At 34.9% G+C, this 15010-nt stretch carries 18 protein-coding genes and 1 pseudogene; 7 read left to right on the top strand and 12 right to left on the bottom strand.

Features of this window, described 5'->3' with window-relative positions; genetic code table 11:
* Positions 1–162 precede the first annotated feature (162 nt).
* The gene (locus tag B3P23_RS10175) at positions 163–906 is read right to left on the bottom strand and encodes an SDR family oxidoreductase (protein WP_293925667.1); all 744 of its coding nucleotides are present in this window, start codon (positions 904–906) and stop codon (positions 163–165) included.
* A 102-nt stretch (positions 907–1008) separates the two neighbouring features.
* Between B3P23_RS10175 and B3P23_RS10170 the strand changes: the two genes are divergently transcribed.
* Positions 1009–1368: a winged helix-turn-helix transcriptional regulator gene (locus tag B3P23_RS10170; RefSeq protein ID WP_293925666.1), complete on the top strand. Its 360-nt coding sequence runs from the start codon at positions 1009–1011 to the stop codon at positions 1366–1368.
* 1182 nt (positions 1369–2550) lie between these two features.
* On the opposite strand, the gene B3P23_RS10165 is transcribed toward B3P23_RS10170, so the two are convergent.
* The 3 genes from B3P23_RS10165 to B3P23_RS10155 all read right to left on the bottom strand — a co-directional run bounded on the left by B3P23_RS10165 (position 2551) and on the right by B3P23_RS10155 (position 4637).
* The gene (locus tag B3P23_RS10165; protein ID WP_293925665.1) at positions 2551–3276 is read right to left on the bottom strand and encodes a hypothetical protein; all 726 of its coding nucleotides are present in this window, start codon (positions 3274–3276) and stop codon (positions 2551–2553) included.
* Between the two features lie 18 nt (positions 3277–3294).
* On the bottom strand, positions 3295–4095 hold the full coding sequence (locus B3P23_RS10160) for an SOS response-associated peptidase (RefSeq protein ID WP_293925664.1): 801 nt from the start codon (positions 4093–4095) through the stop codon (positions 3295–3297).
* A 68-nt stretch (positions 4096–4163) separates the two neighbouring features.
* Complete coding sequence (locus B3P23_RS10155) at positions 4164–4637, bottom strand: hypothetical protein (protein WP_293925662.1); 474 nt, start codon at positions 4635–4637, stop codon at positions 4164–4166.
* A gap of 391 nt (positions 4638–5028) precedes the next feature.
* Between B3P23_RS10155 and B3P23_RS10150 the strand changes: the two genes are divergently transcribed.
* The 3 genes from B3P23_RS10150 to B3P23_RS10140 all read left to right on the top strand — a co-directional run bounded on the left by B3P23_RS10150 (position 5029) and on the right by B3P23_RS10140 (position 6460).
* Positions 5029–5400, top strand: a complete 372-nt coding sequence (locus tag B3P23_RS10150; protein WP_293925660.1) for a DUF1016 N-terminal domain-containing protein — start codon at positions 5029–5031, stop codon at positions 5398–5400.
* A 129-nt stretch (positions 5401–5529) separates the two neighbouring features.
* Entirely contained in the window at positions 5530–6204 is a 675-nt protein-coding gene (locus B3P23_RS10145) for a PDDEXK nuclease domain-containing protein (protein ID WP_349681563.1), read from the top strand.
* Positions 6205–6277: 73 nt separating this feature from the next.
* Positions 6278–6460: a hypothetical protein gene (locus B3P23_RS10140; protein ID WP_094772097.1), complete on the top strand. Its 183-nt coding sequence runs from the start codon at positions 6278–6280 to the stop codon at positions 6458–6460.
* 156 nt (positions 6461–6616) lie between these two features.
* Here B3P23_RS10140 and B3P23_RS10135 read toward each other — a convergent pair whose 3' ends face one another.
* The 7 genes from B3P23_RS10135 to B3P23_RS10105 form a co-directional block, all read right to left on the bottom strand.
* Positions 6617–7111 carry a GNAT family N-acetyltransferase gene (locus B3P23_RS10135; protein ID WP_293925658.1) on the bottom strand — a complete coding sequence of 165 codons (495 nt, stop codon included), beginning with the start codon at positions 7109–7111 and terminating at the stop codon, positions 6617–6619.
* Positions 7112–7211: 100 nt separating this feature from the next.
* Positions 7212–7505: a hypothetical protein gene (locus B3P23_RS10130; RefSeq protein WP_293925656.1), complete on the bottom strand. Its 294-nt coding sequence runs from the start codon at positions 7503–7505 to the stop codon at positions 7212–7214.
* A 128-nt stretch (positions 7506–7633) separates the two neighbouring features.
* On the bottom strand, positions 7634–8029 hold the full coding sequence (locus tag B3P23_RS10125) for a hypothetical protein (RefSeq protein ID WP_293925654.1): 396 nt from the start codon (positions 8027–8029) through the stop codon (positions 7634–7636).
* Between the two features lie 26 nt (positions 8030–8055).
* Entirely contained in the window at positions 8056–8673 is a 618-nt protein-coding gene (locus B3P23_RS10120) for a hypothetical protein (RefSeq protein ID WP_293925653.1), read from the bottom strand.
* Between the two features lie 117 nt (positions 8674–8790).
* Positions 8791–9003, bottom strand: a complete 213-nt coding sequence (locus B3P23_RS10115; protein ID WP_293925652.1) for a hypothetical protein — start codon at positions 9001–9003, stop codon at positions 8791–8793.
* Positions 9004–9015: 12 nt separating this feature from the next.
* Positions 9016–10212, bottom strand: a complete 1197-nt coding sequence (locus tag B3P23_RS10110) for a LicD family protein (protein ID WP_293925651.1) — start codon at positions 10210–10212, stop codon at positions 9016–9018.
* Positions 10187–10750: an IspD/TarI family cytidylyltransferase gene (locus B3P23_RS10105; RefSeq protein WP_349681562.1), complete on the bottom strand. Its 564-nt coding sequence runs from the start codon at positions 10748–10750 to the stop codon at positions 10187–10189. The genes B3P23_RS10110 and B3P23_RS10105 overlap by 26 nt, the downstream gene beginning before the upstream one ends.
* A gap of 323 nt (positions 10751–11073) precedes the next feature.
* Here B3P23_RS10105 and B3P23_RS10100 point away from each other — a divergent pair.
* The 3 genes and pseudogenes from B3P23_RS10100 to B3P23_RS10090 all read left to right on the top strand — a co-directional run bounded on the left by B3P23_RS10100 (position 11074) and on the right by B3P23_RS10090 (position 14591).
* Positions 11074–11427, top strand: a pseudogene (locus B3P23_RS10100) (cysteine peptidase family C39 domain-containing protein).
* Between the two features lie 156 nt (positions 11428–11583).
* Positions 11584–13257 (top strand): peptidase domain-containing ABC transporter, encoded by a 1674-nt coding sequence (locus B3P23_RS10095; RefSeq protein ID WP_293925650.1) that lies wholly within the window; start codon positions 11584–11586, stop codon positions 13255–13257.
* Positions 13257–14591, top strand: a complete 1335-nt coding sequence (locus B3P23_RS10090; protein ID WP_293925649.1) for an HlyD family secretion protein — start codon at positions 13257–13259, stop codon at positions 14589–14591. Before B3P23_RS10095 ends, B3P23_RS10090 begins: the two co-directional genes overlap by 1 nt.
* Positions 14592–14766: 175 nt before the next feature.
* Here the strand turns inward: B3P23_RS10090 and B3P23_RS10085 are convergent, their stop codons facing one another.
* Positions 14767–14949 carry a hypothetical protein gene (locus B3P23_RS10085; RefSeq protein WP_293925647.1) on the bottom strand — a complete coding sequence of 61 codons (183 nt, stop codon included), beginning with the start codon at positions 14947–14949 and terminating at the stop codon, positions 14767–14769.
* Positions 14950–15010 lie beyond the last annotated feature (61 nt).

The raw sequence follows: 15010 nt of genomic DNA, 5'->3' as shown, positions 1-15010 counted from the left end.
TTCTAAATTTGAATGTAAATATCTATTCAATATAGGATAGCTAGATAATTTGATTTGAATTGCAAAATAAGCTCGCTCACAAATGGAAGGTGATTAATACATCTAAAAAAAGGAGAAGTGGCATTTGCAGGTTCTCCCATTTAATGCTATAAAATCTGAAGATTATTTTAAGAGGTAATTGAGGTAACCACCATCGGCCACAATCTCGGTACCAGTGATAAAACTTGCTGAATCGGATGCCAAAAACAACACCGTTTGTGCAATCTCTTCCGGACGAGCCAATCTTTGCAATGCTGTAACACTTGCAAAATAGTCTTTGATTTCTGGGGAAACTACACTATTCAATCCAGGCGTTTCCGTTGAGCCAGGACTCACAATATTAACTCGAATTTTTCTGCTTGCTAATTCGTTTGCAGCAACTTGTGCAATTTTATTAATTGCACCTTTTGTAGCTGAATATACAATTGCGCCAGCGTTTGCAGCCGTAGCTACTGTAGAGGATGTGAAAACAACTGATGCTCCGTCAGCTAAATGAGGAATTAGTTTTTGTAGGGTAAAGAAATTTCCCTTAACATTAGTATTAAACTGTGCATCAAAATTCTCTTCGGTAACTTCTGCTATCGACTCAAATTTTCCAATCCCGGCATTTAAAAATAACACATCCAATTTATTTCCTGTTTCAGTGATTGTTTTTTCCAAGATTGCAATCTCGTTGATTTTTGACGTGTCCGAGATCACTGTTTTTAAATTAGGATTATTAATCTCTTTAGCAGCTTTTTCCAAATTACTTGCACTTCGACCAGTTATCCATACTTGTGCTCCTGCATTAATAAAAGCTTTTGCTGTTGCTAATCCAATTCCAGTAGTTCCCCCGGTTATTACAACATTTTTATTTTCAAAATTCATAGTAAAAAAATTATTTATGCTACAAATTTACGAGGAAGTAATTAATTTTAGTAACTTTGTAACGTAAAGTAACAGTAACATTTTGAGTAACTAGATAACATTATGATTGGAACAAACGCAGTAGCAGAACACAAAAAAGAAATTATGGCAGTACACGACGCGATGGATGTACTGAATGGTAAATGGAAAATATCTATTTTATCTTCTATTTGCTATTATAACAAAAGAAGATTTTCTGATATCTTAAACGATGTAAAAGGGATTTCTAATAAAATGCTAAGCAAAGAATTGAAGGAATTAGAAATCAACAAACTTGTAACACGGACTGTTTTAGATACTCAGCCAGTTACAGTTCAATATGAACTTACAAAATATGGTCTATCCTTGAAAACCATTATAAATAATCTGGCAGATTGGGGAAGAGAGCATCGTAAAATGATAACTGGTAAGCAGGAAGAGTAACAATAATCGTTTTTTGAGATTTTTCAACTTTTCAAGCCGATACTTTTTTGCTTCCAGGTAGACTTAAAAGAGCAACAAAATATACTTTTAACCCTTCTCCTTATATCCTGTCATTACAATTTACATGGCTTACACTCAAAGCTCTCCGCTTTATCTTCATCGCTACCAATATAAGTAACGATATTCGGATAGGCACATACTGCTTGGGATTTACCTTTGAAAAACTCACTGCCATTTGCTATGATAAACTGGGGTGTTTTATCTTTTTCACACTAATTTTCAAGGGCAGTAGTTAAAGGGTCGATATCGTCCAATGCTGGTCCCCCTCCACAGTGTTTTATATGCGGCACAACAAAAACTCTAGCAAAACTTTGGGCGCTGTCTGTTCCTTCATTCATTTGCTTCTACCATTCAATGCGGTCTGTTGGAGGAAACGTAGGATCGTCCAATCCTTCATAGATGATTATTTGACCTCCATTGGCTTTGAAACTGCGCAATTCTTGGGGAACTTAGTACAAGGAGAAGATCAGCAATTTATAACATGTGAGTCTACTACTTCCTTGATTTTTTTTGGGGCTAGTTAGATTTGTACAGGTATTATAAAATGAAAGCGATCCTAATAATTGTGTTTCGGCAAAATGCCCCATCTATTCCGTGATTAAACTGAAGTTTGTAAGGCTTTAGCAAAATAATAGGATGATAGAACAAAAAAAGCAGGATCATTATCGTTTAGGAAAGAAATTCGTAACTATGAAATTATGATACTCAAAACAATATCATGAAAATTCTAATATTTGGCATAAGAGATTTATGGATGTTCTTTGAAGTCGTAATAGAATAATTATAACTATGATTTTGCCATAAAATTTTTAGTAGCAAATTCGTGGCAACAATTAAAATATATAGAAAAATGAGGTTTTAAAATGTTAAGGAAGAGATGGTTAGAATCCCTCCCTTTCCTCATAACAAAAAAGTAGCTGTAAGACCTTTAATGTTTAACAAACATTTCTCCTATTGGCATTTACTAAATAACCATCGGAAGTTTCATTATACAGAATATCTAAATACAAGTACAGAATTTCATATTATATAAAATTGAAGATTCTACCAGATTGAAATTTAAGAAATCAAATGCTGGTATGTATATGCGCAATTTATTTTATTAAATTCTCTCATTAAACCTTATGCCATCCTCGGATCTATCCAGAACAGATCACGGAGTTGCAGTAGGTCATCTGTGTGCATCAAATTATAAACCAATTCATCTTTCTCTTCTAAAGGAATCGTTATTTGTTGATCCGTTCTAAGTAAAAAAATGGTTAAAATAGCATCCATGTCAAATATCGAGATATCTGATTGTACCATAGTAACATCATGTTTGCTAAACCATTCTCTTGCCTGCTCCTGATCTAGGCAGATCAGGGAACGGGTTAGATCTTCAAGATCTCGCATCTCATCGATGATATGGGTGGGATAATTTACATCAATATAAGCTAAATACAGAAGATGATTGCCAGTGCGCAAGGCATAATTACGTATTAAGACCCGCTTCGGATCGAATGAAAAAACATAATTTTCAGGATTGGAGATAAACTTATACTGCTTGCCGTAAAACTGGATTTTATCCTCCAGTTCTTCTAAATGATCTATTTCTATAAATACTTCTCCCTGAAGCTCCTCTTCTACTATATCTTTAAGTGCATCTGCAATAACCAATATCGCGGGTTCCTGCAAAGGAACGATGCTTCCTTTGCAATCCAGCTGAAGCAGGTATTCCCAAATATCGGGTACGGTGATCGGATACCAGGTTGGATTTTCGTCGTCAACTGTATTTTTAGATGTCAAGATATTATACCCCCTCAATTGGAGATCTAAAAGTACCGCATGTGTGAGGGGAATAAATTTCATATTACCTTTATTTTTCCGTTAAAAAAGACTCTGCTGTATCGGTCCATCCTGCCCCAGGGGCGGAAGATCTGACCATTGATAGGGCTCGTACCGATGTTTGCCATCTGGCCTGTTGGGATATCCTCTCAAGGTATAGACTGGATAGTATTCTAGTGCCTGATCGGGCATCTCGTAATTGAAAATGGGCATCAGACTTTCTTCATCTTGAGCATAAAGCCATTGCTGTTCGAGCTCAGGTGTTAGAAATAAAGGCATACGTCTTTTGTTAGGTCCATCGTTATGGATCTGGCCCATAATGGTATTGGCTTCACAGGTAAGCATACCGAAACTTCCTTTTTTATGGATCTCTCCTTCCTGGTCAACAATCTCATGCCATTGGTATAAGCCTGGAATATAGAAGATCTCTCTTCCTTTCTCTCCAATGAAATAGGGTACTTTCTTTTTCCATCCGTGTACTTTGCGGTGCTCAAAGGTACCGGATACGGGGATAAGACAACGTTGATTTTTGAGTCTATGCCAATACGACTTGCTATCGGCAAGGATCCGCTCGCTCCGCACATTGATCATATTGCGACGGCGGTCTTCCTGTTCTTTGGGATCTTTGATGTAGGTAGGCAATACGCCCCACTCCATTTCAAGTAAGCCCAGCTCCTCGCCTTCTTTGTCTTTGTAGATAATGGGATATGCGGGAAAGGTGATGGCCTGCACATTTTCAAAATAACGGTAGTCGTAATCAAGCTGTTTGCGTTCGTCCCGTAACTTCGGGAATGCTTTCTTGACGATTTCAAGATCGGAATGAAGTGATATGTCCCAGCACATAGTTGTTTATATTGATAGTATGTTTCTTGTTAAACACGGTGATGTATGTATTTGTTTGTCTGCGGCTATTAACTGATGAGTTCAATAGCCCTGACTTTCTTTTGTGTCTTACCATCGGTAATGATCGCCCAGACGCGGCCATGTTCGAGGGTAAAGAGGATATCGATCGGATCTTTCCTCTTAAAAGTGGTCTGGTTACGGAGGTAACCGACAATCTTGCTTTCGTACATGCCTAACATGCGCTTGTCCCACTTTTCTTCGCGAAAGCGATTGTTGAAGATGCGATAACCGGAATTGGTTTCCAGTAACTGCTGTATGCTATGGGCATCTGCCGGTATCTGTATGGCTTTCCCTTCTTTGGGGCCCAGTTCTGCAGCATGGGTATGTGCTTCTTCGGCTGACCAATAAGGTGAAAGCAGAAAGCCAGTTCCTTTGACAACATCGGGCCACTCAAACCGCTGCAGTACAAAATCACGGTAGCCCTGTTCCAAAAATTCCTGAAAAGTAGCACGGGTGAGTTGTTCGAATGGATTGTATAGCATAACGGTATCTTTTTGTTGATACGAATATAAGAAAATGACGGTTTAGTCTGCGTACAGATTTTTCAATATAAACTTTTGATTAATATCATTTATGGATGACTCAATTGTATTTGGTTTTGAATTTATAAGGTTTAAAAGATGTTAGAACTGGAGCGATAATGTAGTCGTTCTGGCAACAATACTTTGAAAGGGATCCCAACTGAGCGTATCTGCTTTGGATATGGATTTTCTCCTTGTACTTCGCTACGTTAGTGAAACTTTATGTATATTAGTTTAGCTAAACAATTGTTACAAGCAAATCTAAAATACGATACAATAAGAGTGGAAATCGGGCAGTATAGTGAAGGAATAGATGAAATGGATAGGCTCAGGATAACTTGAACATAAACATATGAAATTTACTAAACTTGTAAATAGTATCCGAAATACTCACAGTGAGTTATATCTTGCTGCAGCGAAAGCGGTGAACCAGTCGCTAACAGTGCGCAATTGGCTGATTGGTCTGTCTATTGTTGAATTTGAACAACAGGGTGAAGATAGAGCTAAATATGGTGAGAAATTACTTTCTGATCTAGCTTTGTCTATTAAGATCAAAGGATTGTCTGAGACAAATTTGAAACTATGCAGACAGTTTTATATTGCATATCCTAACATCCTTGCTACAATAAAGACTATGTTCGAAAACAAGGGTTATCTAATTAGTCAGACAGTGTCTGACCAATTACAAAACGTTAATTTTGAAAACGATATATACCAAAAATAATTGCATCACCAGTTTAATTCTGACCGCATAAAGCCTGAAGAATTGCTTACAAAGCTATCATATTCTCATTTCTTGGAATTGATATCCATTTCAGATCTAAGTAAAAGAGAATTTTTTGAAATCTAAACTATAAAAAACACATGGAGTGTAAGAGAACTGAGAAGGCAAATCAATACACTCTATTTTGAAAGGAGTGGAATCAGTAAGAAACCTGACCAACTGTCTAAAATTATAAATGAGAAGGCTGAACGCATAAATCCGGAAGATATTATTAAATCTCCCTTCACCTTCGAATTTCTCGGTATAAGTCCTAAAGATGTTGTTTACGAAAATGATCTTGAAAAGGCTCTATTGGATCATCTAGAGACTTTTCTATTAGAAATGGGTCACGGCTTTTGTTTTGAGTCTAAACAAAAACGTATATTGATCGGTGGCGAATACTTCTTTATCGATCTCGTTTTCTATCATCGCATATTAAAATGTCATGTTTTAGTAGAACTAAAAGTAGATGAAGCTAAGCATGAGCATATAGGCCAATTGAAAACTTATGTAAACTATTATAAGAAGGAGATAATGCAAAAAGATGACAACCCTCCTGTAGGAATACTGCTTGTCACTAATCAGAACAAAGCACTGGTAGAATATGCTATTGCAGATAGCGATCAGCAATTATTTGTGAGTAAATATTTGCTTGAATTACCCTCAGAAAAAGAACTCATCGCAGAAATTCAAAGGGAAAATAATGTGTTAAGAGAAAAGGAAGAAATTTATAAAAAGGTAGCTAAAGACAATTATAAAAGGTAATGAAAAATTTTATAATAGATATCTAAATCCATATATTATGCAGATACTTATCATCCTTATGATCATCATACTAATGGCAATTTTTATTGGCTTGATCTTTATTTTATATTTAAGAAGAAGAATAAAAGAGCAAGATAAAGTAATTATTGAAAAAGAGCGTTACTTGGAAAAATCGAAAAAAGAATATGAATCTTTGCTAGCTATTCATGCAAAGCTCAAAAAAACAGATACCTCGGGTGATCAATCACAGAAATAGCAGTGAAAATAGGTATCAATGATTGCTTAATAAACACAAACACTGACGATAGCCCTGTTCCAGAAATTCCTGAAAGGTAGCACGGGTGAGTTGTTCAAATGGGTTGTAAAGCATAATGGTATCGCGTTTTTGATACGAATATAAGAAAATGATGGTTTAGTCTGCGTGCAGATTTTTCAATATAAACTTTTCAGAAAACTTACCATCTTCCATTCCTCTGAAATAGCTTTCAAAACCATTTTTGCAAAGTAATTTTCTTGAAGCCTCATTCTCCGGATCGATAATCGCAATCATATCCATGTTTGGATATGAATTATTGGCTTTGTAAACGAGCTGTTGTAGAATTGCCGTTCCATAGCCCATTCTCCAAAATTCTCTCTTAAGAACATAGCCAATTTCAAGAATTGCAGCATCATATTTGTAGGATTCCAGTGAACAGTTTCCTATAAATTCGTTTTTCTGATTGACTACTTTAAAAAAGCCTAATTTTTCGTGTTGAGTATTCATTCGCAGCATTGCATCGAACTGTAATCTTGCATCGTCTTCTGTCCAAACTATTCCGGTTATGAATCTCATTGTCTCCTCATCACTTACCATTCTTTTAAAAGAATCAAAGTCATCTTCTATATATTTGACCAGGGTTATATCCATTTCTTATATTTTTGAAAATATAGCAATTCGTGAATATAAATGCGAACAAAAACTGCATAAAGTTATCAAAGAACAATAACTAAACGCTAATTAAAATTGTTTATATACTCCTTGGATCTGGCTTAAGGGGCATCTTGGCACAGCGGATCACTTCCAGTGATGGACAACCAAACTCCTGCACCACCTTCCCTTCTATGAGGTAGATACCTGCTCCCCGCAATGGATATTGCACGAGCGAGGGTGGAAAATGTACGGTATCGAAAAACTTGCCTTCGATATCCAGGAAGGTGCCGAATTTCATCAGTTCGCCACGCTTGGTCTTCACAAACTTTTCGGCTACAAAATCGCCTACCGTACTTAGGGTCTTACCGACATGACTGACATCTCTTCTCAAAATATCAAAGAGCCCCGAAGGGCTCTACGAAACTTAATACTAACTAAATTATCTTCTCATTTACTATCAGTAAGTAACTTTAGATAATAAAACTACTGATATTACACTCAATACAGCAAATGCTTAAGTTATTGGGGCTTTTCTTGCTTAGCTTTTAGGTCTTCCAACATCCTTTTTCGAAGTTTCTCTTCTCTAATGGGATCTATACGCTCCAAAACAATGATACCTTTAAGATATTGAGTCCGGTTCTTTGTCAATTTATCATATACAATCTTAACATCATATTCAAGAAAATTCCAACTGGGAGACTGTAGACTATCGAATGGAATAGCGACCAATGAATCTCCCCTTTCAATATATACTTGTTCGGGCCATGTAGCAGAAACAGAATATGGAACAGCTAGTTTTGTTGCAACATCTCGTAGAGTTTGATGTGTACGCTTTACAATATCTTGTAATATGGATATTTTTTTATCTGCTTGGGCATAACTTGATGTAAGTACTAATGATAGCACTATAGTCAAAAAGCAATATTTTATTTTTTGCATCATTAATTTGGATTTGATGAAACACCGTGTATTGGACAGTTACCGCCATTACCCAGGTTTTCATATGGTTTATAAGTTGTTTCAACACCGTCTTTAGTGACCTTAATTTCTTGATTTTTTACCCACTCACTGGTAATATTATCTGTAGAACCACCAAAAGTTGAATAACTTTGCGCAAATGCAAAAGCTTCCACCTCATCTTCAACGCCATAATTTAATACTTTTTCATTATCAAAAGACTCAAATCCTATTCTACCATCTAAAAATTGCTCTACATGCTTAAGTTCGTGTACCAAAACGTTATTTACTAACGAGTTATCCAAATCGCCTTGTTTATGCATGATTATACTCGTTCCTGGGACAAGAACGTCATTTTCGTACACCAATTGTGATCTGTCCAAAGTCACTACCAGATTTTTATTATCTTGCAAGCTTGTCAGGCCATCGGAACCCTTGGCATCACCAAACTCGATAACTAAATTGAAATTACTGTCTCCAATCCGATTTAAAATAGTTTGGATACCATTCAATGTATTTTTAAAAGACTGATTTGTATCGGGATTGTTCAAATCTGCAGTGATCGCCGCAGATAAATTCTTTTCTACACCTGTAGAGTCCATTAATAATCCTGAACCCTGACCTACAATTCCTTGAGAACAAGTACATTCATCCTGCTCTTCTTCTTCATTATTATCTCCTCCCCCGCCATGATCTTCCCAATCATCTTCGGGTTCATCTCAAGGATCTTCCTGATCATCCCAAGCATCATCTGTTCCCCAATCATCTTCAGGTTCATCGCGATCTGGAGGAGTAATTTCAACCTCCTCTAGATCTCCGCCATCAATAGTGCCATCACTATAGCCACCTTTCAATTCAAAAAGTTCATTTTCAGGCAGTTCTTCAATATAACTCGAAATATCAAAAAAGTGTAAATTTGTTTTCCTTTTCATTTTTTTATTAATCTATTTGAATCTTACAATATGTCCGCTACTACTGGTCTCAATTGGAATTGTAACCTGTTTTACGGAATGATTTTTATATTTATGTGACCATGAAAATATTTTAATAACACTTTTCCATCCTAAATACATCTTGTTCAATATATCTGTTGAAATATGTGGATGGTAAAATTTACAGCCTTCGAATTGGATCTCTTTCAAAGGAAGGTAGCTTTCTTTTCTAAAGGTGTAACCGTCATTGGTTTGAACTTCGTTTCCGACTTCCTGGGCCCACCAGATATCTACAAATGGAAATGTGTAGGCGTAGCCTTCAACCTTATATCCTCCGGGTTTCCATACTTTATAATAGACCTGCCCTGTCTTTTTCCAGGTCCATTCCAATACCTCATAAATACCATCTTTTTTTATTTTTCCGATTAAAGACTTAACGTCTACATCCAAGACCATCAGATCCACGTCATCATCCCAAGGCATTATTCCGCCATGTCGTATTGAACCCAGCAAAGTGCCCGCATGTAAAAATACTTTCACATCTAAGTTGGTTGCTACTTCGGAAATATAATGTAGAATTTTTCGAACTTCAATCAACTCATCTTCAGTCCATGCCGAATAATTTGATAGAAAATCCAGAATACTTGATCTCCTTGACAAATAGCTTGGAGATGTTGAAAAATCATAATCTATCCAATTGGTATCTGAACAGATAAAGCGAATACTTTTTTTGATCCCCAAATCCAAAAGTTGTTCATCTAGTGGAAAGTATATTTTCTGACATGTAACGAGCAACTCGCTTACCGTTTTTCTTGATATAAAATACGCATCACTCCCCCACAAAAATCCAAATCGGCTAAGTGCTATAGACGGGCTGATCTTACGGTTACCATTAATGAGATCATATGGAAAAAAAACATGGAAAAGAGGATCGTATTCCATTAATATATCTTCCATAATGTTTACCGTACTGTTCCAGAAAACATTTACTGAAGTAATCAAGCAAAATTCTTCTCTTGAATGATCAAGGAAATCTTGCCAGATGGAAAAATGGGTATTAAACCAGCTTACTTCAAATGGAGATATTGCTATACCATATAGATCTTTGAAATCTTGATCTACTTCTAGAAATACTTGACTAGTTTTCTCTCCTTTTTTATCACTGTTTTTATAATAGGTCAATTCACGCGTTACTGTATAAATATCCATTTGATGTAGCTTCTAAATCCATTAAAAAATTATCTATTCCCTGCCCTATATAGATATCTTGTGGATGGGTAATTTTTATATTTTCATAATTACCGAGGCACAATTGAATCGTATAGCCTGCATTTTCTACAATAGTGGCGTCATCTAGAAAAACTGGAGAATATGGCAACTTATAAGCATCCTTTATAATATCTGACCTAAAAACTTGCGGATTTTGCACAATTTTTATCTCAGATCTATTGAGGGCTTCGTTAGCTATACCTTTTTCTATTCGTATTGTATTAACAGCATCAAAATAGGGAACTGCGTTTCCCAGTCGCTCTGCAGTTTGAAAAGTATTGGAAATTGTTTCATAGGACACAAATGGTCGTACACCATCATGAACCCCTATCAGATCATGCTCTTTTGAATCGATAGTCTCCAATGCATTTTTAACAGAATGATATCGTTGAGGCCCTCCATAAACAGTGGGTATATCAGCTATAAAAGGATACTCATTTTTTATCTGTGACCATTCCAACTGATGTTCAGGATTAATGACTAACCGTAAACTTTATGTTGGAAATAATTTTAAAAATTTGCATAAAGTTTTCACAATTATGGGGCGGCCGTTTATCTTATGAAATTGCTTACTTAAGACAGCTCCGTACCTGCTTCCAACTCCACCAGCTAAGATGATAACATACTTCTTTATATATGACATAAGATCAATTGAAAAACACCATCTCCATAGAAGAAAAAAATTTAATACACTATAATTAATGATGAAAATTAAGCAACATTTTTATCAAAAACACAGTAAAATAGATTGTTTAACAGAAAATTAATATTCAGTTAAAGAGATAGTGTGATATTCGAGCAATGTTTAACAAATTCCCTACAGAGATTCAGTACGATAAGATGGACTGCGGTCCTACCTGTCTAAAAATAATAGCCAAGCACTATGGTTGATTCTACACCTTACACTTTCTAAGAGAATTATGTGGTAAAACCAAAGAGGGTATTTCAATTCTCAATTTGATTTATGCTGCAGAAAAAATAGGTCTCAAATCCCGCGCTGTTAAATGCACGCTAAACCAACTTCAAAACGACATTCCACTACCTGTAGTCATACATTGGAATGATTCACATTTTATGGTCGTATATAAAACCACAAAAAATTATATCTATGTTTCTAATCCTGCACAAGGTCTTGTAAAATATCCTACTAAATAGTTTGCTAAAAAATGGATAAAAGAAAATTCGAAGAAGGGAGTTTTAATTGGTTTTGATCCAGATATTAATTTTTCAGAAATCAATCATGAGGATAGCCTTGTAAAACATAAAAAATTTAATTCCATATTTAGTTATTTTAAACCATACAAAACCAGTATGGTAAACTTATTGATCGTCATGTTGTTTGTAACAAGCCTACAGGCAATTGTTCCATTTATTACTAGATCTATCATCGATGTGGGCGTAAGCACGCAAAATATGAATTTTGTGAACATTATGCTTACTGCAAACATTGCTATACTTTTGGCTACGACTTTTTCAAATGCCGTTAGAGATTGGATTATTCTACATCTGACCAGCAGGATCAACATATCATTGATATCGGACTACCTTCTTAAACTAATGAAGCTTCCAATGTCGTTTTTTGAAAACAAAACGATAGGGGATATATTACAGAGGGCACAGGATCATCAAAGAATAAAGGATTTTATAATGGGTAGTTCTCTGAATTTATTATTTTCAGGGATGACATTTTTAGTCTTTGCCGTTATATTAGCGATTTACAACAGTTTTATTTTTTGGGTATTTATTGCCGGAAGTGTAGTATACCTTATATGGGTCATGGCTTTTCTATCCATTCGAAGAAGACTTGATACAAATTATTTTAGTCTGATGGCGAAAGATCAAAGTTATTGGGTGGAAACCATCTCAGGAATGCAAGATATTAAAATTAATAATTATGAAACGGAAAAAAGATGGAAATGGGAGAATTTGCAAGCCCGCCTATACAAAGTTAATTTGAAACTTCATTCTATAACAAATTATCAAAATCTGGGAGGTCAGTTTATTGATAATCTAAAAAATATCATTATTACCATCATATGTGCAAAGGCTGTAATTAATGGTGAAATGAGTTTTGGAATTATGATCTCTACACAGATAATTATCGGTATGCTGAATTCGCCTATTCAGCAATTTATCCAATTTATAACAACGGCTCAATCTGCTAAAATATCATTTGCTAGAATAAATGAAATTCACGCACTGGAAGATGAGGAACAGATTCAGGAATTCAATGATGCAGTGCTGCCTCAAGACCGAAGTATTATATTGAAAAATGTTTATTTCCAATATGCGCCAAAGCATCCATATAGCGTTAAGGGTGTTAATCTAACTATTCCATTTGGAAAGATAACAGCAATTGTGGGAGATAGCGGAAGTGGAAAAACGACTTTAATGAAATTAATCTTAAGGTTATATGGCCTAAGTCATGGTGAAATCTGTATCGGTCCATTGAACGTAAAAAATATACCGCTAAGCTACTGGCGTTCTAAATGTGAGGTTGTACTTCAAGATGGCAAAATATTTAATGACACGGTGATTAATAATATGGTACTTAATGATGAGGAACTTGATTTTGAAAGGTTCAAAATAGCGATCGAAATTGCCAATATTCGTCAAGAGATCGAAGATATGCCCAAAGGATACAAAACAATGATGGGTGAACAAGGCAGAGGATTAAGCGGTGGTCAAAAACAACGTATACTTATTGCCAGAGCAATATATAAAAATCCGGACTACCTGTTCCTGGACGAAGCTACAAACTCATTGGATACATTAAATGAGAAAAAAATAGTTGAATCCTTAGATAAAATTTTTAAAGATAAAACGGTTGTGGTTATCGCCCATCGCCTGAGTACCATCAGAAAAGCAGATCAGATCATCGTAATGAAAGATGGAAAGATCATAGAAGTGGGTAACCATAAATTATTGATGGATAAACAAGGCCATTATTATGATTTAATTAATTCCCAAGCCAATTTAAACTAATGAAAGATATTAATAAAATAAAAAAGGCAGAAGAAGTTGATCATATTATTAATAGGATGCCCAAAAAATTTGGTATTCAAATTACTGTTATTGTAATGTTGAGCATCTTATTGTTATTACTGTTTGGTTTCATAATATCCTACCCCGATGTACAGACGGGCACCGTCTCAATAAATACAAAAAATCCTGCTATCAAAATTATAAGTCCAAATTCGGGAAAGATTATTTTGGTTAAAAAAAATCAGCAACATGTTTATAAAGATGAAATCATTGCTTACATAGATAATCCTGCAAAAATGAATGATGTACTGCAGATAAAAGCACTTATTGAACAAATCAATGTGAGCAATAGCAATTTATTGATGGATCTGGAACCTTTACCAAACAGAATATACCTTGGCATCATTAACAATAAATATTACACGTTTTTAGATGCCTTACAACAATTTAAAAATTATCATCAAAATCGAACTTTTGATCATCAATTGAATACTTATCGAGAATTATTGCACGAGCAGAATAACATTTTAACTACAACAAAACAGAAAGCAGAGTTGTCCAATAGAAGCATCAGTTACATGAACAAATTTGCGGAACGTGATTCTATTCTTTTACAGAAAAAAGTGATCAGTACAGCAGAATTTGAAAGAAATAAAATAAGCTATCTAAATGCCGCATATAGTGTTGTGAATAATAAAAATGAAGCATCACAAATTATGTTAGAACTTTTTAGAACGCAAAATGCAATAACTGAAACCCAGATCAAAAAAGAAGAAATAGAAAAATCACTATTATTAAATTTAAATTCATCGTATCACGAATTCTCAATGGCTTTAAAATCATTTGAAGAAAGCTATATTTTCAAAAGTCCTCAAACAGGGACTTTACAATACCTTAATTTTTGGAACGACAATATTTATGTTAAAGCTGGAGAACCTATTTTTTCAATTGTTCCAGCTAATAATAAAATAATAGCTCAAATATTCCTGCCCAATTCAGGGGCTGGAAAAGTAGCTCAAAATCAAAATGTAGTAATTAAATTAGATAATTACCCATATAACGAATATGGCTCGATAAAAGGAATCGTAAATGATATTTCACTAGTAACAAACACCCAAGAAACTGCCCAGGGAAGTATTGAAAATTATCTCATTCAAGTAGAACTGCCCGATGGCTTAAAAACTAATTATGGTAAAACGCTAAATTTCAAATATGAATTAAAAGGAATCGCAGAAATTATAACTAAAGATAGACGATTAATTGCACGAATTTTTGACAATTTAAAATATATGCTTACAGATAAAAATCAGCTTCCCTCCGAGAATGTAAATTAAAGTGTATCATTAATAAAAATTAATAGTGAATAATTGCGATATTCTAATTTTATTCGCAAAGTGAAAGATAAAACACAACTTGATTTTTTATGCGTATTTTATTCTATTGGTATTCACGAGGCTTTGCCGTTTGAAAAAAGAAATTATACAAGGTAGACTATTATAAACTAATTGGTTAATTTAAGTATGCGTATTTTGCATGTGTTTTTTCTGCTATAAAAAATAGCAATAACATTAAACCGTTAACCTTACTGATGTTCGTCCACTCAAACCGTTGCAGTACAAAATCACGATAGCCCTGTTCCAGAAATTCCTGAAAGGTACTGCGGGTGCGTTGTTCAAATGGATTGTAAAGCATAACAGTATCGCGTTGTTGATACGAATATAAGGAATATCAGTAGAAATTCTACGACGTATAC

Origin of the sequence: Sphingobacterium sp. UBA6320 (genome assembly GCF_002440335.1) — a bacterium.
Classification (GTDB): Bacteria; Bacteroidota; Bacteroidia; order Sphingobacteriales; family Sphingobacteriaceae; genus Sphingobacterium.
This window is presented reverse-complemented; position numbering and strand designations above follow the sequence as displayed.

Bases quoted from the DNA above. Each gene is read 5' to 3' on its own strand.
- B3P23_RS10140 (WP_094772097.1), top strand. From the start codon at position 6,278: ATGGCAATTTTTATTGGCTTGATCTTTATTTTATATTTAAGAAGAAGA.
- B3P23_RS10085 (WP_293925647.1), bottom strand. From the start codon at position 14,949: ATGCTTTACAATCCATTTGAACAACGCACCCGCAGTACCTTTCAGGAA.
- B3P23_RS10160 (WP_293925664.1), bottom strand. From the start codon at position 4,095: ATGTGCTGGGACATATCACTTCATTCCGATCTTGAAATCGTCAAGAAA.
- B3P23_RS10170 (WP_293925666.1), top strand. From the start codon at position 1,009: ATGATTGGAACAAACGCAGTAGCAGAACACAAAAAAGAAATTATGGCA.
- B3P23_RS10095 (WP_293925650.1), top strand. From the start codon at position 11,584: ATGGTAAACTTATTGATCGTCATGTTGTTTGTAACAAGCCTACAGGCA.
- B3P23_RS10120 (WP_293925653.1), bottom strand. From the start codon at position 8,673: ATGGACTCTACAGGTGTAGAAAAGAATTTATCTGCGGCGATCACTGCA.
- B3P23_RS10115 (WP_293925652.1), bottom strand. From the start codon at position 9,003: ATGAAAAGGAAAACAAATTTACACTTTTTTGATATTTCGAGTTATATT.
- B3P23_RS10110 (WP_293925651.1), bottom strand. From the start codon at position 10,212: ATGGATATTTATACAGTAACGCGTGAATTGACCTATTATAAAAACAGT.
- B3P23_RS10135 (WP_293925658.1), bottom strand. From the start codon at position 7,111: ATGGATATAACCCTGGTCAAATATATAGAAGATGACTTTGATTCTTTT.
- B3P23_RS10150 (WP_293925660.1), top strand. From the start codon at position 5,029: ATGAAATTTACTAAACTTGTAAATAGTATCCGAAATACTCACAGTGAG.
- B3P23_RS10165 (WP_293925665.1), bottom strand. From the start codon at position 3,276: ATGAAATTTATTCCCCTCACACATGCGGTACTTTTAGATCTCCAATTG.
- B3P23_RS10090 (WP_293925649.1), top strand. From the start codon at position 13,257: ATGAAAGATATTAATAAAATAAAAAAGGCAGAAGAAGTTGATCATATT.
- B3P23_RS10175 (WP_293925667.1), bottom strand. From the start codon at position 906: ATGAATTTTGAAAATAAAAATGTTGTAATAACCGGGGGAACTACTGGA.
- B3P23_RS10155 (WP_293925662.1), bottom strand. From the start codon at position 4,637: ATGCTATACAATCCATTCGAACAACTCACCCGTGCTACTTTTCAGGAA.